The organism is Acidisoma sp. L85, assembly GCF_009765865.1.
Taxonomy (GTDB): Bacteria; Pseudomonadota; Alphaproteobacteria; order Acetobacterales; family Acetobacteraceae; genus Acidisoma.
On sequence record NZ_LMUQ01000073.1, the window covers coordinates 156,111 to 176,873 of the forward strand.

Below are 20,763 nucleotides of genomic sequence, written 5' to 3' on the forward strand. Positions count from 1 at the left end.
TGGGCTGGAACCGCCGGCCTATGGGCCGCGGCAGCCGAGACCGACGCTTCTGGACCCGTTCACCAGCTACCTCCGTGAGCGGGTGAAGACCTATCCCGGGTTGACCGGCTCGCGGCTTCTCCGAGAGCTGAAGGAGTTGGGATACGCGGGCAGCTACACGGCCGTCACCGACTTCCTGCGCGACGTGCGGCCAAGCGCCGACACCAAGTTCGAGGCGCGCTTCGAGACCGCCCCGGGGAGCAGGCTCAGGCAGACTTTGCACGGTTCCAGGTCGTGTTCACCGACGAGCCCACGACGCCGCGGATTGTTTGGCTGTTCTCCATGGTGCTCGGCTACAGCCGCCTAATCTGGGCGAGATACGTGGTGCACCAGGACCTCGCGACGGTGCTGCGTTGCCACGTTGCCGCCTTCGAGGCGTTTGGCGGCGCGCCACGGGAGATCCTCTATGATCGCATGAAGACCGCGGTGACCGGCGAAGGCGAACGCGATGGCATCGTTTACAATACCGTCGCCAATCCGCGGGTGCACGCCACCACACGCCGGGTCGTCAACGAAGCCTTTGCCGAGGAGAAGCTGCATCTGCGTCCTTTGCCGCTGGCACCGTTCCGGGCAGTCCTGCGACTTGAACGTCGCATCTCTCGCGACGGCATGGTGAGCGTCGGCGGCAATCTCTACAGCGTGCCGGATGCCACCCGCCGCCGCATGGTGGAGGTGCACACGCTGGCCGAGGAGGTCCACATCTTCGAAGACGGCGCCCTGATCGCCGCTCATCCCGTCCTGGAAGGCCGCCACCAGCGGCGCGTTGCACCGGGCCACCGAAAGATCGGTGCCGAGACGCGCAGGCGCAGGGACGAAGCGATAACTCGGCTCGGCCGCACCGGCGACATGGTGACGCCACGGCCGTTGGAGTTCTACGACGCCGTCGGCCGCCGACTGGCGCGGGAGAACCGCCCATGAACGCGCTCGCCGAGCTCACGCCTTCCATGTTCGACCGCATCCGCCACGACCTGGTCGGGCTAAAAATGCCGCGGGCGCTGGAAGCCCTGGACCAGATCGTCCGCCGCTTGGAGCGCGCCGAGATCAGCGCCTTGGAGGCAATCGACATCCTGCTCTCCGAGGAACTGACGCTACGCGAGAACAGCCGCATCAAGACCGCGCTGCGCATGGGCCGCCTCGCCACCATCAAGACGCTTGCCGGGTTCGACTTCTCCTTCCAGCCCTCGCTCGACCGTGATCGGATCCTAACGCTGGCCCAACTCGGGTTCGTCGCGCGCCACGAGGTCGTCCACTTCCTCGGACCGCCAGGCACGGGAAAAAGCCACTTGGCGACGGCCCTCGGTGTCGAGGCGGTGAAAGCGGGCCGCAGTGTCTACTTCTGCACATTGGCCGATCTGCTCGGCCAACTCGCCCGCGCCGAGCGCGAAGGTCGATTGCACGAACGCATCCGGTTCTTTGCCCGGGCGGGGCTGCTAATCGTCGACGAGATCGGCTACCTGCCGGTCGTACCCGGCGGTGGCAATTTGTTCTTCCAACTCGTCGCTGCACGTTACGAACGCGGCGCTATGATCTTGACCTCCAATCGTGGCTTTGCCGAATGGGACGATGTCTTCGGCGACCCAGTCGTCGCCACGGCGCTGCTCGACCGCTTGCTCCACCATGCTGTCGTCGTGCAGATTGAAGGCTCCAGCTATCGCCTACGCCAACATGCCGAACTCATGCCCGAGCACGTCCGCTCGAAGGCGATCATCACCCCACCAACGTCAACATTAGCGACGCGCCGGCGCGGTCGGCCACCCAAAAATGACCATGCACACCCTGGCCCCTAACCGGCGAAAGTGAGGAATCTTACTTCGGCGGAGCTGCGGATAATTCACGCGGCATTGACATTGGACTTCTAAGGCCGCTCCGATGACCAACGGAAGTCGGCAAGCATCTCGGTCGCCCGCACGCCCCCTCGGGGCAAGCTCGGGCCTCCAGCACGGCAATCCGGCGATCCAATGACTGCGACATCGTCCTCACGCCCCTCGCTCACCCCACGAGACGACTGCCAATGTCTGGCGAGGGCTTGGTGCTTTGCATGCGCCAAGATCTGCCTCTTCTGAAGGTGACATTCCGAGTGGCATCCAGACGGAGGCCTTTTGTAGAACAGCGCCAGTCGCATTGGCCTCCAAGGCCCCAAGACGGCGGATCAACGAGATAGCATCCAGATCGCTCCCCCCGGCATGCAGACGAGATCCCATGAGCGATCGAGGAACGCGACGTTTTCGCGGCCGGCAGCCGCGCCCCTCCAAAATATCAATGCTGGCGTGTGTCGACGGCTCGTCTGGCGCGGCTGAGCCCGCAATCACCTCGAGAGTGCTGCAGGACGCTTCGGACGATAGTCCCGCCACCAAAGGATCGTGCCCCTCCGTTCAGAGCGCTCTTGATTACGGAGTGGAAAGCGGCGACAGGCGGCGCAGCGAGGATGCATAGCGTCTCCCAGCAAGCTCATTAAACACTGCTCCATGATATTTACTTAAATACACCTTTGCTTTCGTCTCGTTTCGGCAATATGTCGCGAAATCATTGTCAGCCGACAAACCACTAGCATCTTCGGCACACCAAGCATGGATCATGCCTTCATACCAGTTTAAGAACCTGTATCCCTTTAGGCTGAGTTTTCTGAACCAGTCAGTTCCGATGTCGAGACTCAGTGTGCCGAACGGTTCGATCTCTCCGATCGGGGAAACGAGATTTCGCACCATCTGAAGATTGACCAAGCACCCAAACTCATTGAGGCGGCATTCCGGGAAAGGCATTGGGCTTTCGCGGTCGATGCCCTCGATAAAGGTGCGCGGCGAGGGGTGATTTTGAACGATCGCGGCGGCCTCTGCATAGTCAGGCTTGTAATTTGCGTAGGTGTTGCCGTCACAGAAGCCGGCACTGTGGGCGGGGCAATTCCAGCACTGCCCAACCCGTCCGACGCCCGCGTATTCTTGACCTTCCAATCTCCGAAGCATGCCTCCGATGATATCGGTCTCGTAGAGACAATCGTTGTGGGTAAGGAACAAAAAGGGCTTGTCGCTTTCCTCCCAACCATACTGATAGCGTATGGAACGTCGATAATCATCTTGCTTGAGGCGCTGCTTGTCCGTGAAGGCGACCCCAATGTGATGCTGCGGTTTGAAATGCACGATGCTCTTGTGGCGGAAGCATTCGACAACTGACACTACTTCGTCGTCGAAGGGTTGCTGCCTCTCTTCCTGAAAGTATATCTTGTCGATATGCTGACTGCAATGCTGGAGGAGTGATGCTAGAGTTATGGCAGTTTGGTATGGTTTGCCATAGGCGCAAATTACGACATCCACCAAATTCCGTGGCTGTGTCGGATCCTCCCGACCGGTTGCATCATCTGCTGACGAGCGTAGAGTTGCATCTACATCCGGTTCCAGCAATTTCCACTGATCTTTATGCACGAGATTGATGTGTGGCTCGACCGCTCGATCATCAACTGTCGCTTCCGCGATGAGCCAATACTTGTCAACCTCGCCGGCAATGACGCCTCTAAGGAGCACGCCTTTTCGCACGGCCCTCTTTTGATCGTCAGGCAAATCGCGTGAGTGACGGAGTTTGGACTTTAAGAAAGTATCTATGAGAGCGAGCCACTCTCGCCGCTCTGGAGACATCAATTGAGCCACCGCACCCTCGACCAATGGAATATCCCGCTCACATGAGAGCGGTTTAGCCTTTGCTGCCTCGCTTGAAGGGATGGCGGCCTATTGGTTCACCATTTGCCTTCAAGTTCGGCATTCGCAGAAGAGACCCAGGCTAGCGCAAATGGGTGCGAGCGCATACCGTGTTAGGGCTTTGATGGACCCAGCCAAGACCTTAGCAGGACTGGAGAACGGAACCGATGACGACCGTGTGCGTGACGTCCCGCGGTTAGACTGCGGGCACGACGAGTCGCGGCGCGTTGGCGGCGGGCAGGCCGTCAAATCGTGGCTGAACCTGCACTGGCGTGGTCGAGACAGCAATGGTGTTGTTGCGGTGATTTGTCCTGGGCATTGCCTCTCGCCATCCGAACCGTGGTGGGCCGCCGGATGGATCAGGTCTTCGACAACTTTATTTCCGCTTTCGGCCGCACCTGCTTGACGGTGGCGGAAACGGCTCCAAAACAGCTCGCTCAGAGCTGGTCAGAAGGCGGGCAAAGGGGGCCCTTCCGCCTTACGAGCCAGAGCTAAACGCCGCGCAAGCTGCTCTCTTGTGAGAGCCATGCAACAACATCCGCGGCGTTCCGGTCCGGCGGGAATACGGGATAGAAGACGTGGGTTATGGTTCCATCATCGATGATGAGCGTGAATCGCTTTAACAGTGTCATGCCGCTCGCTTCGAAGGTCGGCAAAGCCAGCGCCTTGGTCAGCGCCTCAGCTTCATCGGACAGTAGTGGAAACGGAAGGTGCAGACGTTCCGCCGCCTCGGCCTGAAAGTTAGTGTCCTGTGTCGATAGGCCGAAAACATGGCTGGCCCCGAGGGCCTGGAGCTCCGCGAAGTGATCCCGGAAAGCACAGGATTGAGGGGAGCAACCGCGCGCCCCCGGGATCATGTCCCAACCCTCAGGATTGGGGATGCCGGGCCGACCAGTCCGAGGATAAGCATAAACCACGGAGCACCCCGGAAGCGCCGCGAGGTCCACAGTGCGACCATCCGTCGCGGCCAGCGGGACCGAGGGTAGCTTGGCGCCCATTAAATGCTTGATCGCTCCGTCGTCCTGAGGAGCCGGAATGCTCGTCCAATCCGGCGTATCAACGAAGGTTTCCGCCATCAGACATCTCCCTGCTGCCAAGCGACGTGATTGCCTGCAAGCCGTCGCCTGGCCGATGGTGATACCCGACGATTTTAACTCTGATACGGATCGAGCGCACGCCGAGTTTTGTGGGGTCTCCCCGGCAAGGGATGTGGATTGTCTCATTCCGGAGAAGACGCGCTGGTCCGCGTAGTGCCGCCCAGGCCGACCGTGCTGATGGCGACTTCCCCCGCCGCGAAATACCCCGCCCTTTCGCGGTGAGGCGATAGCTGGCAGCCTGGGGCATGCTCGTGTCGCTGCTACCCTTTTTGGCCTTCGCCATCGTGGCCTCCGCGACGCCGGGTCCGAACAACCTCATGGTATTCTCGGCTGCCGCCACGCACGGCCTTCGGGCCACGATCCCACTCATCCTTGGAATTGCGTTGGGCTTCGGGGTTCTGGTTGCCGTGGTCGGCAGCGGCCTCGCGGGTCCGCTCACGCGCTATCCCCCGCTCTACACCGCGCTGCGCTTGCTGGGCGCCGCTTGGCTGTTGTTTCTCGCCTGGAAAATCGCGCGGGCAGGGAGTAAATCCTTGCCCACCAAGGCGGCATCGCGCGCCCCTATGGGGTTTTGGGGCGGAAGCGCGTTCCAGTGGGTCAACCCAAAGGCCTGGATCCTGGCGTTGGCCACGACCGCGATCTACACGGTGCCGGGCCACAACCTTTATGCCCAAGTTTGCTCGCTGGCGCTGATTTTCGTTCTTATTTCCGTGCCATGCGTTGGAATGTGGGCGATTCTTGGACTAGGCGTCAGCCGGCTTCTCGAATCTCCGGCACGCTTACGCTTCTTCAATTTGCTCATGGGGGTGCTTTTGGCCGCCTCGGTCATACCGGTGATCTGGGATAGGTAGTTGCCAAGATGCTTTTCTGGCGTCATGCGACATCTACCACTATTGGGTGTTCAGAATTTACTTGCTCCGGAACAGAATTTGTTGACACTTCCAGTCAATATCACAAGAAACTGGAGGGCGGCTATGAGTGGTACACAATCCGGGACATGCTTTTGCGGTGCTGTCGAGATCAAAGTGACCGGCGAGCCGAATGCAATGGGCTATTGCCATTGTGAATCATGTCGTTCGTGGTCGGCTGGCCCCGTCAATGCTTTCACACTTTGGTCGCCAGAGGCCGTGGAGGTGACAAAAGGCGCGGAGAACATCGCGACATTTCAAAAGACAGATATGAGCCAGCGCCAATTCTGCCAGCTTTGTGGCGGCCACGTGATGACCGCGCATCCTCCTCTGAATATGATTGACGTCTATGCGGCAACGATACCAGGGCTAACCTTCGTGCCCCAGGTGCATGTTAACTACGCCAACACCGTTTTGCCGATGCGAGACGGGCTGCCAAAGTTGAAGGACTTTCCGGCCGAATTTGGTGGCTCCGGCGAACTCGTTGCGGAATAGGTCGATTGCGGGGCTTTAGTCTCACCCGGCCGGAGATATCGTAAAGCGGTCGCAGGCTGCTTTAACAGCCTGCGACATTCGCGATGCGGACAATCGTCAATCCGCCGGCTGGACCGGCTCCCAGGCGACCTAGGCCAGAATGGGCCTGTGGACGGCGCTTCGGAGGGTGGTTTCCGCCCTCCTTTTTGCTTGTTGCGGCCCGTGAAATCGGCCGGCGGGTATGCTAGCTTCGAAAAATGTCCCTCACTATCGCGTTGATCGTCATCTTGTTCTCGACGCTTATGGCCGCCTTCGCGAGCATCGCCGTGCATCGGAAGGTCCACCTGGATGTCCGGCGGCGCCATAGCGAGGTTGGGACCGCTGTCTTTCTTCAACTCGGGGTGATCTTCGCTGTTTTGTTAGCATTCGTCTTCAGCGAGGTCTGGAGCCAGTATAACGCGGCCGCGAGCGCGATTGAATTCGAGTGTGGTTCTCTCGAGGATGCGGCGACGCTCATGAGCGCGATGCCTGCAGATCAGGCGCGGCCGCTTCTCGCGGCCGAAGCTGCCTATGTTGCTTCCGTCGTGAAAGACGAATGGCCCGAGATGTTCGCGAATCGCGCACCGAACAACGGCGCGGACCGGAAGCTCACAAGTCTGATCCAAAACGTCGTGCGGCTGCGGCCGACCAGCCCGGCGGATCTAGGGACACGACAGCAACTGTTGATTTACCTGGAGCAGGCACATAGCCAGCGAACCATGAGGATCTTCCAGCTGGCGAGCGGTATTCCCATTTTTCTCTGGGCGCTTTTGATAGGCTTGGGCGCGATCCTAGCTGCATTCGTGACCATGGCAGGAGTTGAAAGCGGTCGCGCGCTTGCAAGCTTCTCGATGACGTTCGCTGCGACAGTCGCCGCGATCCTCGTCCTGATTCACCTGCTCGACTATCCGTTCGAAGGAGCGCTCGCCATGCAGCCTGATCATTTTGTCACAACGTTGCAGAAAATCACGGCGCTCGAGCACTCGTTGCAATAAGAAATGGCCCTCCATGTCCTAATAGTCTCGCAAACTCTCGCCTTGCGTGAGCTTGCCGTCTATTGTGGTGATGAGGGCTAGAAAAGCCCACGTTTAAGTCAGGAGCGGTGATGCCAACAGATATTCGAGTCGTGGCGATACTCAAGTTCAAAGCCGGCAAAAAGGACGCGGTGGCAGCGGCCATTCGTGGCTGCCTGCAGCCCAGCCGCGCGGAGCCTGGCTGTCTTTTTTACGTTCCGCATTGGGACAAGGAAGACGACCAACGGGTCGTGTTCGTTGAGCATTGGCGGAGCCAGGACGACCTCGACAAACACATGCAGACCCCTCACTTCAGTGCCCTGATCGAGAAGCTCGACGGTCTGCTCGATGGTGCTCCAGACATTCGGACCCTAACAGAGTTTGAGTAGTCCCTGCTCGGAGGTGACAGCTTGGGAGCCTAGTGGCTCGTCGGCTGTCCAGGTGAGTATCGCAGCCTAAACATGTCCTCGCGCGCTGGGAGATTGAGTTTGTCGGAGGAAAGCGGAACGCGCGAGACGATGGCGTCGTCCGTTTACACCCAGCTGCGAGACGAGCTGCTGCATTGTCGTATCCAGCCGAACAGTAAACTCCGCGTGGAATGGGCGGTCGCGCGATATGGCGCGGGCGCCTCGCCCGTAAGGGAGGCGCTGAACAGGTTGGCGTCGGAGGGGTTGCTCGATCGGCGGGACCAGCGCGGCTTCTTCGTGACACCAATCACTCTCGAAGAACTCGAGGAGCTGACGAGAACGAGATGCTGGCTGGAGGAGCGCGCCCTACGCGAGAGCATGCTCCACCGGACGACGGAATGGGAGGAGACAATCGTGCTCTCGCTCCACCGTTTGTCACGCGTGCCGAGGCGGATGGCGAACACCGGCGCCTATAACCCGGAATGGGAGGCGCGGCACCGCGCCTTTCATCGCGCCCTCATCGCGGGATGCCGCTCACAACCGCTGATAGGTTTTTGCGAACAGCTTGCGGATCGCGCCTATCGCTATCGGCAGGTAGCGCGTGAGGGGGTCGGCGCGCCGCGAAACGAACTCACGGAACACAACGACATCGCGTCAAAAGTGATCGAGGGCAATATAGACGCCGCGGTGGACGCCCTGATGCATCACTACATCCTCACCAGCGAGCTATGCGCCAGTGGCCTCGTTCAACAGCCCGATGCGGCAGTTGTCGTTGCATCCGCCGCGGGATAGCCGAGCTTACTCCGCGGCAAGAGGAACGTCGTTCCTGGCAAGCCGGAATGTAAGATCGATGACTGGCCGCCCATCCTTCTGCTCGGCAGCCACGATCAACGATTTGCGCACCCCGAAAACCGCGTCGCTGCCGAGATAGCGGTCACCCGCTACGAAAATCTCGGTAGTGACGGAACGGTGACCGGGCGCCATCACAAGGAAATGAAAATGTGCCGGTCGCCATGCGGTTCGGCCACCGGCACGCAGCAATTCGCCAACGGGGCCGTCGTCCGGAACCATATAAGGTCCCGGCAATACTGTGGTGAAACTAAAGGTGCCATCATCCGCGCAACGCATCTTGCAGCGGAAGGCATTGTCCGGAACTGCGTCGTCTTGAGTAGCGTAGAGACCGTTCTCCGCCGTCTGCCACATGTCGATCGCCGCGCCGGGTACGGGTGCCCCATCAACATCGACGACGCGACCGAGCACCAGCTGTCCGGTTCCATCAGCGGTCGGCCTCAGATCTCCGCCAAGCGGAACCTGCGGGCTATCCGACGCGTAAAACGGTCCGAGCACGCTGCCTTCTGTCGCGCCCTGCGGTGCGTCCGTCATATCGACGAGTGAACTCAGCCCCAGCACATCCGACAGCAACATGAACTCGTCGCGCTTATCCGAGCTGATCTCGCCGCAGCGAAACAGAAAGCCAATCGCCTCGGCCCATTCGGCATGGGTAAGCTGGTTTTCCCGCGCGAAGCTGTGCAGATGTCCTACGAGGCTGTTCAGCAACTGCTGTTGTCGTGGCGTCTTCATGACGAAGGAGGCGATGACCTTCTCGGTGACATTCGCCGGGCTGATATCATAGGCGGGAGTCTGACTTTGGCGATCCATGAGGGTTTTCCCTGTCACGCGGCGACGAGTGGCGAAGCGGCTCGTTGCGCCACCTCATCCTGGATGACATTGCGCAGAACGCCAATTCCTTCGATCTCGACCTCCGCGACATCTCCATGTCGCATCCACAAGGGCGGCTTGCGCGCATGGCCGACGCCGGAGGGTGTTCCCATCACAACGACATCGCCTGGCTCCAAGGTAATGCATTCCGACAACAGCGCGAGGGTTTCCGCCACTGGGAAGATCATCTCCCGCGTATTCGCATTCTGCACCACTTGGCCGTTCAGCCGGCAGGTGATGCTGAGGCCGCTGGCCCCGCGTGGCAATTCGTCAGCGGTCACCAGGTAAGGACCGAAGCCGCCGGATTGTTCGAAATTCTTGCCCATCGTCCACTGAATCGTCTTGCGCTGATAGTCGCGCACGGAGGCATCGTTGAAGCAGGAATACCCGTAGACTGCATCGACCGCCTGTTCAGGCGTGGCGTGGCGGATGGGTGAGCCAATCACCAGGGCGAGCTCTGCCTCGTAATCAAGCTGCTCGGAGACGATCGGGCGGATGATAGGGGCGCCATGCGCCGTCAGGCTCCGAGGGCAACGCAGGAAGATGGTGGGCCAGGAAGGGCGCTGATAGCCTCCCTCCGCCGCATGCTCCGTATAGTTCAGCCCGAGGCAGAGCATCTTGCCGGCCGACGGGATCAGGGGTCGGAAGGTTATGCTTTCGGGATTGAGAAGCGAGTGGCCGGCCCCAACCGCCGCTAGAGCTTTGTCGCGTAAGACGGCTCCGCCGGTGATGAATTCGACGAGTTCGCTGGGAAATCCCTCATCCAACCCGGTAAGATCGAGGATACCCCCCTCTTGCGCGATGCCGACCGCGGGTCGGCCGTTCTTCAAGAACGATAGCAGACGCATTGTTCCCTCGTTTTCCCACCCTTCCCAAGGATCTAGCATCGGCGAACAGGTCCGACAAGGAAAATCGATATTTCGCTTGGAATGGTAAGTTCTGACGACGACACCGCGAACGGATCATATTACCGCGCAATGTGCATTGCAGCATAATAAAATCGATATTCCATGTTTACACTTGAAAACATATGCCGCAAGATGGGCTTCTCATCGGGGTCGGTGAGATAGGGCCGCCGTAGAGCCGCCGTGGGGAGCGTTGATGACCGAGACGCGCATACTCGAAAATTTTTTTAGCCTTTCCGGAAAAGTCGCGATGGTGACTGGCGCTGCGGGAGGGCTCGGCCGCGCTATTGCCGCGGCCTATCTCCAGGCGGGGGCTAAGGTGGTCCTCGCTGACTTGAAGGAGGGCGAGCTTCAGAGCGCTGCGGAGGAGCTTGGCGCTCTGGGCGATGTATTCCCGGTCGCCGTCGATGTCACTAAGGCTGCTGCCGTCGAGGAAGCTGTCTCTTCCGCCCACGCGCATTTCAAGCGCCTCGACATCCTGGTGACGGCCGCAGGGATCGCGCGGCGCAAGGCCGCTGAGGAATTGCCGCCCGAAGAATTCGACTTTGTAATGGACGTCAACGTTAAGGGCACGCTGTTCTGCGCGCAATCCGTTGGCCGTCATATGATCGCGCAAGGCGGCGGGCGCATCATCACCATCGGCTCGGTGCGTGGTCTTGTCGGCCATCCGCTTGGCTACGTCGCCTATGGTGTGAGCAAGGGCGCGGTTCATCTGCTGACACGTCAGCTTGCAACCGAATGGGCGAAGCATAGCATCAACGTGAACTGCATTGCACCGAGCGTGCTCAAAACACCTCTCGCCGACTTCATCCTGAAGACCCCGGAAGTGCGGGATCTCTTCATGTCTCGCATTCCTTTCAATCGTGCGGCCGAGCCGGAGGAATTGAGTGGCACCGCGATCTTCCTGGCCTCCCCAGCAGCCAGCTTCATCACGGGTCAGATCCTTTTCGTCGATGGCGGAAGTGTCGCCGGGTAGCCAGAAACTTCGGTCTCAGCGTCGCGGCCAAAGAAGCCGACAAAAGCAAAAGCATTAACGGAGGAGACATCCATGAAAACGCCAAAGAGCCAGTCCTGCAGAGGCGGAATGTTCCGCCGTAGCCTGTTCGCGGCCAGCTTCGCCGTTGCCGCGGTAACGTCCATGGCGACGGCCTATGTCTCGCCGGCCCGCGCGGCGGAGAAAGGCAGCCTGATCATCGGCATCGATGAAACAGCATCGGAATACTGGGCCGAATATACCCAGGGCGCCCAGGATATCGCCGACTCGATCGGCACGAAGCTCACGGTCATCACAAGCAATTACCAGGGTGCGCAGTTGCTCGCGCAGCTTGGCGCGATCTATGCCACCGGCTGCAGCAAATGCGCGCTGGCGACGGACCCGTCGTCCAACGCATTCGTCAAGGCGGTGGTCCATCGTTCGGCGGTCGCGCAAGTGCCGATCGTCACCATCTGGAACCGCCCAGAAAATATCCATCCGTGGGATACCGACCCGAAATACTGGGTGGCTCACACCTCCTTCGATGGTGTGATGTCCGGCTATTACCAGATGACGGCGCTTTGCAAGGCACTCGGCGGCAAGGGTCAGATCGCGGCAGTCGAGGGGGTGCCTTCCACGCCGCCCGCCTATCAGCGCATCCAGGGCCTGCACAAAGCGCTGGCTGAATGCCCTGGCGTGAAGCTTCTCGATACCCAGGTCGGAGACTGGCAGGAAACCAAGTCTCAAAACATCGTGCGTACCTGGATTGCGCGCTATGGCGACAAGCTGAACGGCGTTTTCGCCTCGAATGACGCGATGGCTCGTGGTGCAGTGGCCGCTTTGCGCGAGAAAAACTTGAACGGCAAGGTTTTCGTGACCGGTTCGGATGGTTCGAAAGTCGCGCTCGATATGGTGAAGAGCGGTGACATGCTCGTGACCGTGTGGAATGATCCCGTTCTACAGGGCGCCGTTTCCATCTCGCTTGCCCATGCCGCAGCGGTCGGGGACATCGATCCCGAGAAGCTGACCCACGCGCAACGTGACTTCTACCTAAAGCAGGAAGTGGTCGATAAGAGCAACGTTGACCAGTATCTCGCGCTCAAGGCCAATGCACCGAAATACACCTACGACCAGATGAAGGCCAATTTCTGGAAAGACTCTGCTGGCCAGATCCCGGTCGGTGCCAATAAATAGGCTATCTCGAGGAGCGGGAGGCGCGGCCGGATCATGAAGCTCGTCGCCAAGGCCGGGGAGGTGCCCGGCCAGCCCGCTTCCCGTTCGCTGCGTTTCCCGGCCAGGCCGGGCCGTTGGCTGCAAAGCATCGGTCCGGTAGCTGTTCTAGTCGTCCTTGCTCTCGCTTTTCAACTTGCGAGCCACAACTTCCTCTCGCCTGGAAACCTCGCGGCTATTGCTGAGGCGGTAGCTGTTCCCGTCATCCTGGCGACCGGCCTGAGCTTCGTCATTCTCCTTGGCGCCATCGACCTGTCGCTCGAAGGCGTGATGGCGACATCGAGCATGACTGTCGCGTTGCTCGCGGCTAATAATGTCAACGGGCATCACTGGGGCATCTGGGCCATCGTCGCGGCGCTCGGTGTCGGCGTCGTCTTCGGGGCCTTCAACGGCGTTCTGAATACCTACTTCCGAATGCCTTCGCTGATCGTGACGCTCGGTTCTTGGTTCATTGGCCTCGGTATCGCGAGCGTGCTGTTTCCGAGCCAGGTGCCTGGCATCCGCGATCCCATCGTGCTCGGTCTCGCCTCGACGCAATTTGCCGGCCTTAGCCTCATCGTCTTTATCGCCGTCGCGGTGCTGGCGATTTTCCACCTTGTCCTGAACTACACTCATCTCGGCCGCATGATCTACGCGGTCGGCGGCGGGGAGGCGACGCTGGTCGCCACCGGCCTGCGCGTGCCGCTATTCAAGCTCGCCGCCTTCATGATTTCCGGCTTTCTCGCGGCCTTGGCGGGCCTGCTGCTGTCGGCGCAACTAGGCGACGGCAATGCGGATATCGGCAATGGCTTGCTGTTTCCAGCTGTCAGCGCCTGCGTGCTCGGCGGCACATTGCTGAGCGGCGGACGGGGCGGCGCGATCCAATCCGCGATCGGCGCGGTGATCCTGGAAGTGCTCAATAACGGTCTGATCCAGATCGGCGCCGGACCCTATGTGCGCAACATCATCAGCGGTGCGGTCATCGTGACGGTCGTCGCGATCAGCGGCCTGCATCTCCGCCGCAAACTGAGGATCGTCAAATGACGAATCTTCTGGAAGTCCGCAGCGTCGGCAAAACCTTCGGCCGCGTTGTCGCACTCGAGCCGATCGATCTCAGCCTTCGCCAGGGCGAGGTGCTGGGGCTGGTTGGCCAAAATGGCTCGGGCAAATCAACGCTGCTCAAGATCATGGCCGGCCTGGTGCAGCCGGGGCAGGGCGAGATGCTTCTGCGGGACAAGCTCGTCCGCCTAAATAGTCCTGCCGAGGCCACCATGCATGGCATCGGCATGGTGCATCAGGAACAGTCGCTCGTGCCGAACCTCACGGTCGCCGAGAATATCTTCCTGGACAAGCCGAACGCCGCCAAACGCCACGGCCTCTATCGTTGGCGCCGTTTGTTCGAGGCGGCGGAGCGGCAACTCAAGAAGATCGAAGTCGATATCGATCCACGCGCGATCGTCGAGGATCTGCGCTTTGCCGAGCGCCAGCAAGTAGAACTCGCTAAGGTTCTCGCCATCGAGGATCTGGTCGATCACCCGCCGATCATTCTGTTCGACGAGCCGACCTCCGTCCTGACCCAAGGCGAGATCGTGCAACTTTTCCGCCAGATCGACCGGCTGCGGCAAACGGCCGCCATAGTCTTCGTGTCCCATCGTCTCGACGAAATCCTCTCCATTTGCGATCGTGCCGTGGTTATGACGGACGGCCGCAAGGTTGCGGAGCACCCGACCGCCGATATTGATCGCGACAGCCTGTACCGCCTCATGGTCGGCCGCCAGCGAGCGACTCATGGGCCACGGGTGAGCGTAAGCGGCAGTCCGGCGTCCACAGAAAAGCCTCGGCTTGAAGTGGAGAACCTTTCCTCAGCGAACCATGTGCGTGGGGTGGGCCTAAGCGTGGCACCCGGTGAAATTCTCGGCATGCTAGGTGTCCAGAGTTCAGGCGCGGAGGAGCTTTGCCGCGCCATATTCGGCGCCGAGGATGAAATGACCGGCGTCATTCGCTTGAACGGACGCGAGACCGATGTTGCCTCTCCGGCCTCCGCCGTTCGTCAAGGCATCGGCTACCTTCCGGCCAATCGTCACCTCGAAGGGTTGCTGAAGGGCCGCACGCTGGTCGAGAATATGGTGCTGACCTCCGGCCTCGATTACGGGCATGGCGGCATCGTCATCAATCGCGCCGCAGAGCGAAAAGCCGCGACAACCTGGATCGAGCGCCTCAAGGTCAAAACACGCTCGAGCGATGCCAGAATCGACGAGCTGAGTGGCGGCAACCAGCAGAAGGTCGTGCTCGGCAAATGGCTGATGTCGCGGCGCCTGCAGCTTCTGTTGCTAGATCATCCAACGCGAGGCCTCGACCCTGGCGCGCGAGACGATCTGTTCGACGCGGTGCGTGACGAAGTCGCGAAAGGTCTCGCTGTGATCTTCGTTGCCGACACCATCGGCGAGGTATTGGATTTCTCGGATCGCATTGTCGTCATGCGGGACGGCGCCATAAGCGCGCAATATGATCTGAACCGCGGAGATGCGCCAAGCGAGGAAGACCTCGTCCGCGCGATGGTCTGAGCCAGAGGTAGAACCGCCATGTCCGCATTCAGAGGCACAGGCCGCGCCGAAGGCTTCGACCTCGCCGTGGCTCTGCGGCGTTTCGTGCCAATCAGCGTTTTGGTCCTGCTGCTCGGCGCCAGCGCCATCGTGGCACCCGGCACCCTGTCCTTCTCCGCGCTCACCGGCTTCGTCTCGGATGCGGCGCCGTTGTTGATCCTGGTCATTGGCAGCACCATGCCGATCCTGACTGGCAGCATCGACCTCTCGGTCGCCGGCATTGCCTCATTAACTGGTGTGCTCGTCGTGCAGCTTGCGCCGATCTTCGGTCCCTGGACCTGCCTCGTGGTGCTGCTGATCGCGATTGCTTTCGGTGCGCTTCAGGGTTTCGCGCATGCCTGGCTGCAGATTCCGTCCTTCATCACCACGCTGGGCACCCTGAGCATGCTGTCCGGGCTGTCGCTGCTGCTGTCGAATGCGACGGCGCAGCCGCTGCCGGACAGCGATCCCTTCATCACGCTGCTCAGCAACACCACCTTCGGCATTCCAAACACCGGCTACGCCGTGATCGTGGTGGTGGCGCTGCTGGCCCTGCTCATGCGCTACAGCCGGATCGGCCGCGACCTTTTCGCCTTGGGAGCGGGGGAGCGGACCGCCGTCATGTCCGGCGTGCGCACGATCCGAGTGCGCAGCTTCGCCTTCGCGTCCTCGGCGGGCTGCGCGGCGCTCGCGGGTCTGGCACTCGTCTCGGTCACGGAGTTCAGCTCGCCGACGCTGGCGGGTAACCTGCTTTTGCTTTCCATCGTCGGTGTGGTGCTAGGCGGCACTGCGATTTCGGGTGGCGTGGGGGGCTTGTGGGCCGGCGTGATCGGCGGTTTGATCACGGCATGGCTGCGCGTCGCCACAGTGTTGATCGGCGTCGCTCCGACGGCCCAATATATTGTCTTCGGTATCATGGCGCTCATCGCCGTCGGCCTGACCACGGATCGTGGCAAGATCGGCGTCATCAAATAACTGGCGCGGAAATAAGCGCTGGAAACTGGAAGGACTGAGGGAATGCCACGTCTGGAAGACAAGGTCGCGATCATCACCGGTGGTGGCACCGGCATCGGCGAAGCAACCTGCGAGCGCTTTGCCCAGGAAGGTGCCCGGGTCGCGATCTTCGATGTCGATCTCGCCTCGGCCGAGAAAACGGCGGAACGCCTTCGCGGCGGTGGCTATGAAGCCTTCGCCATCCGTGTCGATGTCACCAAGGAAGACACCATCACCGAGGGTGTGCGGCAGGTGATCGATCGCTGGGGCAAGATCGACATTCTGGTCAACAACGCCGGCATTCCGGGCGCAAACAAATTCACCCATGAGGCGACTGTCGAGGAATGGGATCTTGTTTTCGCGGTGAATGCGCGCGGCCCTTTCCTGTGCAGCAAGCATGTTCTGCCGCATATGATGGCGGCGAAGCGTGGCTCCATCGTCAACTTCTCTTCGATCTACGGGCTGATCGGCAATGACGATCTGCCGCCCTACCACGCCACCAAGGGCGCCGTGCTGATGATGACCAAGACGGATGCTATCTGCTACGCGCCCTATGGCATCCGCGTGAACTGCGTGCATCCCGGTTCCACCAAGACGCCGCTGTTCCTGAAGGCCGGCGAAACTTATCCGGGCGGCTTCGACCACTATATCGAGATGATGAGCGCCAAGCATCCGCTGACCTTGGGCGAACCGGTGGATGTCGCGAATTGCGTGCTGTTCCTCGCCTCGGATGAGGCGCGGTTCGTGACCGGCGCCAGCTTGGTTTGCGACGGCGGCTATACCGCGCAATAATCTTACCGAACAAGAGGGCGGCCCAATGCTGTTCGCGATCCACTGCCTCGACAAGCCTGGCGCCCTCGATCAACGCCTGGCGCGCCACGCTGAGCACCGCGCATATCTCGCCGAGGGGCGGGTTCACCTCATCGTCGCGGGTCCGCTTGTCTCGGATGACGGAACTGCCATGCTCGGCAGCCTCTTCATCGTCGATGCGCCATCGCGCGAAGCGGCGGAGGCTTTCAATGCCGACGATCCCTTCACCAAGCACGGGATCTGGGGCGAGGTCATTATCAAGCGCTTCGACAAGAGGACGGACAACCGGTCCGATTTACCGGCCTCGTGACCACAGCCACACGCAAAGTCTGGGACGCCGCGCGGCAGGATCGCAATGCACGACGCGCGGCGGGCGCGGCTTTCGCCGATGGCAAGCTGGTGCCGGCGGCGAATACGACAGCGTTGCTGGAGTCAGTCATTTGTCCGGGTGACCGGTTGTGCGTCGAAGGCGACAATCAGAAACAGGCGGATCACCTTGCAGCCGCGCTTGCAGCGGCCGATCCGGCAAAACTGTACGACTTGCATATCGTACAGTCGGGCGTCGTGCTTCCCGAGCATATCGACCTGTTTCGGCGCGGCATCGCGAAGAAGCTCGATTTTTCCTATTCCGGTCCGCAGAGCACCGCCATTGCTCGCGCGCTGAGGGCGGGCACCATCGAACTCGGCGCCATCCACACCTATCTGGAGCTGTTTGCCCGCTACTTCGTGGATCTCACGCCGAATGTCGCGCTGATCGCGGCGGTTTCGGCCGATCGCGAAGGGAATCTCTATACCGGCGCCAATACCGAGGACACGCCTACCATCGTGGAGGCGACAGCTTTCAAGAACGGCATCGTGGTGGCGCAGGTGAACACGCTGGTCGATCGCGTCCCGCGCGTGGACATCCCCGCTGACCAGGTCGATTTCGTCATCGTCGCGCCACGGCCATTCTATGTCGAGCCGCTTTTTACGCGCGATCCGGCGAGCCTGACCGAACTGCACGTCCTGATGGCGATGCTCGCGATTCGTGGTATCTATGCAGAATATGGCATCCGTCGCCTCAACCATGGCATCGGCTTTTCCACTGCCGCGATCGAGCTTTTGCTGCCGACCTATGGCGAACAACTCGGGCTGAAGGGGAAAATTGCGACGCACTGGGCGCTCAATCCGCACCCGACATTGATCCCCGCGATCGAGAGCGGCTGGGTAGAGCAGATCCACTGTTTCGGCTCGGAAGTCGGCATGCAGGATTACATTGCCGCGCGGCCAGACATCTTTTTCACGGGCCGCGATGGTTCGCTGCGCTCCAACCGTGCGCTTTGCCAGGTTGCGGGTCTCTATGCCTGCGACCTCTTTATCGGTTCGACGCTTCAGATCGATCTCGCGGGCAATAGTTCGACGGTGCTGCGCGACCGCATCGCGGGTTTTGGCGGCGCGCCCAATATGGGCTCCGATCCGCATGGGCGCCGCCATCCGTCCGAGCCTTGGTTGAAGGCGGGACGGGAAGGGGCTTCGGAACAAGGTATGGCCCAAGGCCGCAAGCTCGTGGTGCAGATGGTCGAAAGCTTCGGAGACAAGATGGCGCCAGTTTTCGTCGAGGAACTCGATTGTGTGGCACTCGCCGACGAATTGAAGCTCGATCTTGTGCCGATCATGATCCGAGGCGACGATGTGACCCACATAGTCACCGCGGAAGGTATCGCCAATTTGCTCCTTTGCCGAACAGCCGGGGAGCGTGAACAGGCGATCCGCGGCGTCGCAGGCTATACGGATGTCGGCCGTGGACGCGACAAAGCGATGGTCGCGCGCCTGCGCGAAAGACGGGCGATCCTCTATCCTGAGGATTTAGGCATCGACGTTCTGGAGGCGCAGCGGCACCTGCTTGCCGCGCGGTCGATCAAGGATCTCGTGCGCTGGTCCGAAGGCCTCTATCAGCCGCCCGGCAAGTTCCGCAATTGGTGATTCGTGATGGAAACGATCGATATCTGCCATTCGGGCCTCAAACCGTTGCCGGGTAGAAAGCCTTGGGCCTTGGTGGGTGTTGTCGCTTCCGGCAACCTCGAGGTTTTGCTTGAGCGTGAGGAAGGCGATCGTTGCTACGTCCACATCGAAACCAGCGTTCCGGGCTTTGCCACCGTGTGGCGCGCCGTCGTCGAGGATTTTGTGACGCGCGCCGCTCCTGGTGGCCTGCGCATCTCGATCAATGATTGCGGCGCGCGACCGGATACCGTTTCGTTGCGGCTCCTTCAGGGCGCCCGGCTGATGGAGGATGCGCCATGAGGCCGGACGCCCTCGTCGCAACGAGCTGGTATGAATCCAGCGCCCGCGAGCGTCTCGCTGAATTGCTCGACCCCGGCAGTTTCACTGAAATTATTCCGCCCACCGAACGCTGTATCAGCCCGCATCTTGCCGGCTTCGATCTTCCCTCGGCTTTCGACGACGGCATCGTCATCGGCAGCGGGCGGCTCGAGGGGAACCGCGTGCTCGTCGCCGCTCAGGAGAGCAGTTTCCTAGGCGGGACTTTCGGCGAGGTCCATGGCGCTAAAATGATTGGCTTGTTGCGGGCAGCCGCCGGCTCTTCAGGCGTATCGGCGGTGCTGCTGCTACTCGACACGGGTGGCGTGCGACTACAGGAGGCGAATGCCGGGGAAATAGCCGTCGGGCAGGCGATCGTGGCGTTATTGGAAGCGCGCGCTGCGGGCGTGCCCGTCCTCGCGCTGATCGGCGGCCGCGCGGGCTGCTTTGGCGGTGGTGGGCTTATCGCGGGATCCTGCAGTGCCGTCGTGATTTCGGAGCAAGGGCGTCTCGGCGTCAGCGGACCAGAGGTTATTGAAACAAATCGCGGCGTCGAGGAATTCGATGCGCGCGACAGGCCATTGGTCTGGCGCATCACCGGCGGCCGGACTCGTCGACTGCTGGGTATCGCGGATGCCTATGTGGAAGACACCATCGACGCGTTCCGTACCGCCGCCAATCGTCTGCTCGCGGATGCGCCGCCCTTAGACCTGCCGGTGCTTCTGGCGGAACACGAGACGCTGGCGCAACGCCTCGCCATCTTCGGCGATTGTCGCGACGCTCCCGAGATCTGGCAGCTCCTGCATCTGCTCACCGCAGTGCAGGACGTGTCCGACGCCGCATTCGAGAAAATGGTCGCCGGATTGCAAGCCCCACCGGACGGGCCGGCGGCCCTGGCTGTCGCATCGCAGCCCGTTGTCCTCTCGGAAATGCTTGGCGTCGCTTTCGATTGGCGACATCAGGTCACGATCGATACGGATGGTGTCATCCTTGGGAACGCTCATCCGCCATCCGGTGTGCCGATGGCGATCGTCGGCCTCGCGAAAGGCCTGCCACTCGGTGCTGCGGCGGCGCTCAGACTTTCCGCTGCTGTGCAGTCCGTGATGCAATCCGCCCCCAGCCAGCCGATCCTTGTTCTCGTCGATACTGAGGGCCAGACGATGAGTCGCGGGGAGGAGCTGCTCGGCCTCAGCCAAGCGATTGCTCATCTGGCGAAAACCATTGTCCTGGCGCGTCTTTCTGGGCACCGCGTTATTGCACTTCTGTACGGCAAGGCGGTGGCGGCGGCCTTTATCGCGCTCGGGCTGGTGGCGGAGACCGCGCTTGCGCTACCAAAAGCCGATCCCGCCGTCATGAATCTCGCAGCGATCGCCCGCGTGACCAAGCTGCCACTCGCGCACTTGGAATCGATGTCGCAGACAACGCCGGTTTTCGCCCCGGGCCTCGGCCCAATGCTGCGCTTGGGAGCGATCAGCGAAATCATCGGTCCGGACATCAATCTGGCAACGCGCCTGGGCGAGATTTTTGCGACACCCGGCAAGCTGGTAGCGAATGTCGCATTGCCGGGTGCTGATCTGGCGCGCCGCGTGCAAGCCGAAGCCTCGCGCGAGTAAG

At 61.0% G+C, this 20,763-nt stretch carries 20 protein-coding genes and 1 pseudogene; 17 read left to right on the plus strand and 4 right to left on the minus strand.

Annotation, left to right across the window (positions count from 1 at the left end; all coding sequences use genetic code 11):
• Window positions 1-957 (plus strand): annotated as a pseudogene (locus GSQ83_RS24305) (Mu transposase domain-containing protein); the annotation flags it as partial.
• Window positions 954-1,826, plus strand: coding sequence for an IS21-like element helper ATPase IstB (gene istB / locus GSQ83_RS24310; RefSeq protein WP_158805448.1), 873 nt, complete (start codon window positions 954-956; stop codon window positions 1,824-1,826). The pseudogene GSQ83_RS24305 and the gene istB, both read left to right, overlap by 4 nt.
• Before the next feature lie 600 nt (window positions 1,827-2,426).
• Here the strand turns inward: istB and GSQ83_RS24315 are convergent.
• Together GSQ83_RS24315 and GSQ83_RS24320 are read right to left on the minus strand one after the other, a co-directional pair.
• Window positions 2,427-3,692 (minus strand): hypothetical protein, encoded by a 1,266-nt coding sequence (locus GSQ83_RS24315; RefSeq protein ID WP_158805449.1) that lies wholly within the window; start codon window positions 3,690-3,692, stop codon window positions 2,427-2,429.
• A gap of 524 nt (window positions 3,693-4,216) precedes the next feature.
• Complete coding sequence (locus tag GSQ83_RS24320; protein ID WP_158805450.1) at window positions 4,217-4,801, minus strand: peroxiredoxin; 585 nt, start codon at window positions 4,799-4,801, stop codon at window positions 4,217-4,219.
• Window positions 4,802-5,067: 266 nt separating this feature from the next.
• Between GSQ83_RS24320 and GSQ83_RS24325 the strand changes: the two genes are divergently transcribed.
• From GSQ83_RS24325 to GSQ83_RS24345, 5 genes are all read left to right on the plus strand, one after another.
• Complete coding sequence (locus tag GSQ83_RS24325) at window positions 5,068-5,673, plus strand: LysE family translocator (protein ID WP_158805451.1); 606 nt, start codon at window positions 5,068-5,070, stop codon at window positions 5,671-5,673.
• Window positions 5,674-5,796: 123 nt separating this feature from the next.
• Complete coding sequence (locus GSQ83_RS24330) at window positions 5,797-6,225, plus strand: GFA family protein (protein ID WP_158805452.1); 429 nt, start codon at window positions 5,797-5,799, stop codon at window positions 6,223-6,225.
• Between the two features lie 281 nt (window positions 6,226-6,506).
• On the plus strand, window positions 6,507-7,238 hold the full coding sequence (locus GSQ83_RS24335) for a DUF4239 domain-containing protein (RefSeq protein ID WP_158805453.1): 732 nt from the start codon (window positions 6,507-6,509) through the stop codon (window positions 7,236-7,238).
• A 110-nt stretch (window positions 7,239-7,348) separates the two neighbouring features.
• Complete coding sequence (locus GSQ83_RS24340) at window positions 7,349-7,645, plus strand: putative quinol monooxygenase (protein WP_158805454.1); 297 nt, start codon at window positions 7,349-7,351, stop codon at window positions 7,643-7,645.
• A gap of 99 nt (window positions 7,646-7,744) precedes the next feature.
• The gene (locus GSQ83_RS24345) at window positions 7,745-8,455 is read left to right on the plus strand and encodes a GntR family transcriptional regulator (protein ID WP_254065880.1); all 711 of its coding nucleotides are present in this window, start codon (window positions 7,745-7,747) and stop codon (window positions 8,453-8,455) included.
• 6 nt (window positions 8,456-8,461) lie between these two features.
• Here GSQ83_RS24345 and GSQ83_RS24350 read toward each other — a convergent pair whose 3' ends face one another.
• Both GSQ83_RS24350 and GSQ83_RS24355 read right to left on the minus strand, forming a co-directional pair.
• Window positions 8,462-9,322: a dioxygenase gene (locus GSQ83_RS24350; protein ID WP_216850551.1), complete on the minus strand. Its 861-nt coding sequence runs from the start codon at window positions 9,320-9,322 to the stop codon at window positions 8,462-8,464.
• 14 nt (window positions 9,323-9,336) lie between these two features.
• The gene (locus tag GSQ83_RS24355; RefSeq protein WP_158805456.1) at window positions 9,337-10,230 is read right to left on the minus strand and encodes a fumarylacetoacetate hydrolase family protein; all 894 of its coding nucleotides are present in this window, start codon (window positions 10,228-10,230) and stop codon (window positions 9,337-9,339) included.
• 253 nt (window positions 10,231-10,483) lie between these two features.
• Here GSQ83_RS24355 and GSQ83_RS24360 point away from each other — a divergent pair, with 253 nt between their 5' ends.
• From GSQ83_RS24360 to GSQ83_RS24405, 10 genes are all read left to right on the plus strand, one after another.
• Window positions 10,484-11,263 carry an SDR family NAD(P)-dependent oxidoreductase gene (locus GSQ83_RS24360; RefSeq protein WP_158805457.1) on the plus strand — a complete coding sequence of 260 codons (780 nt, stop codon included), beginning with the start codon at window positions 10,484-10,486 and terminating at the stop codon, window positions 11,261-11,263.
• 72 nt (window positions 11,264-11,335) lie between these two features.
• Window positions 11,336-12,454 (plus strand): sugar ABC transporter substrate-binding protein, encoded by a 1,119-nt coding sequence (locus GSQ83_RS24365; protein ID WP_216850552.1) that lies wholly within the window; start codon window positions 11,336-11,338, stop codon window positions 12,452-12,454.
• Between the two features lie 33 nt (window positions 12,455-12,487).
• Window positions 12,488-13,513: an ABC transporter permease gene (locus GSQ83_RS24370; protein ID WP_158805458.1), complete on the plus strand. Its 1,026-nt coding sequence runs from the start codon at window positions 12,488-12,490 to the stop codon at window positions 13,511-13,513.
• The gene (locus tag GSQ83_RS24375; protein WP_158805459.1) at window positions 13,510-15,033 is read left to right on the plus strand and encodes a sugar ABC transporter ATP-binding protein; all 1,524 of its coding nucleotides are present in this window, start codon (window positions 13,510-13,512) and stop codon (window positions 15,031-15,033) included. The genes GSQ83_RS24370 and GSQ83_RS24375 overlap by 4 nt, the downstream gene beginning before the upstream one ends.
• 18 nt (window positions 15,034-15,051) lie before the next feature.
• Window positions 15,052-16,026, plus strand: a complete 975-nt coding sequence (locus GSQ83_RS24380) for an ABC transporter permease (RefSeq protein WP_158805460.1) — start codon at window positions 15,052-15,054, stop codon at window positions 16,024-16,026.
• A 42-nt stretch (window positions 16,027-16,068) separates the two neighbouring features.
• Window positions 16,069-16,836 carry an SDR family NAD(P)-dependent oxidoreductase gene (locus GSQ83_RS24385; RefSeq protein ID WP_158805461.1) on the plus strand — a complete coding sequence of 256 codons (768 nt, stop codon included), beginning with the start codon at window positions 16,069-16,071 and terminating at the stop codon, window positions 16,834-16,836.
• 25 nt (window positions 16,837-16,861) lie between these two features.
• Window positions 16,862-17,164, plus strand: a complete 303-nt coding sequence (locus GSQ83_RS24390) for a YciI family protein (RefSeq protein WP_158805462.1) — start codon at window positions 16,862-16,864, stop codon at window positions 17,162-17,164.
• Complete coding sequence (mdcA, locus tag GSQ83_RS24395) at window positions 17,161-18,816, plus strand: malonate decarboxylase subunit alpha (RefSeq protein ID WP_158805463.1); 1,656 nt, start codon at window positions 17,161-17,163, stop codon at window positions 18,814-18,816. The genes GSQ83_RS24390 and mdcA overlap by 4 nt, the downstream gene beginning before the upstream one ends.
• Window positions 18,817-18,822: 6 nt before the next feature.
• Window positions 18,823-19,134, plus strand: a complete 312-nt coding sequence (gene mdcC / locus GSQ83_RS24400) for a malonate decarboxylase acyl carrier protein (RefSeq protein WP_158805464.1) — start codon at window positions 18,823-18,825, stop codon at window positions 19,132-19,134.
• Entirely contained in the window at window positions 19,131-20,762 is a 1,632-nt protein-coding gene (locus GSQ83_RS24405) for a biotin-independent malonate decarboxylase subunit beta (protein WP_158805465.1), read from the plus strand. Before mdcC ends, GSQ83_RS24405 begins: the two co-directional genes overlap by 4 nt.
• Window position 20,763: the final 1 nt, after the last annotated feature.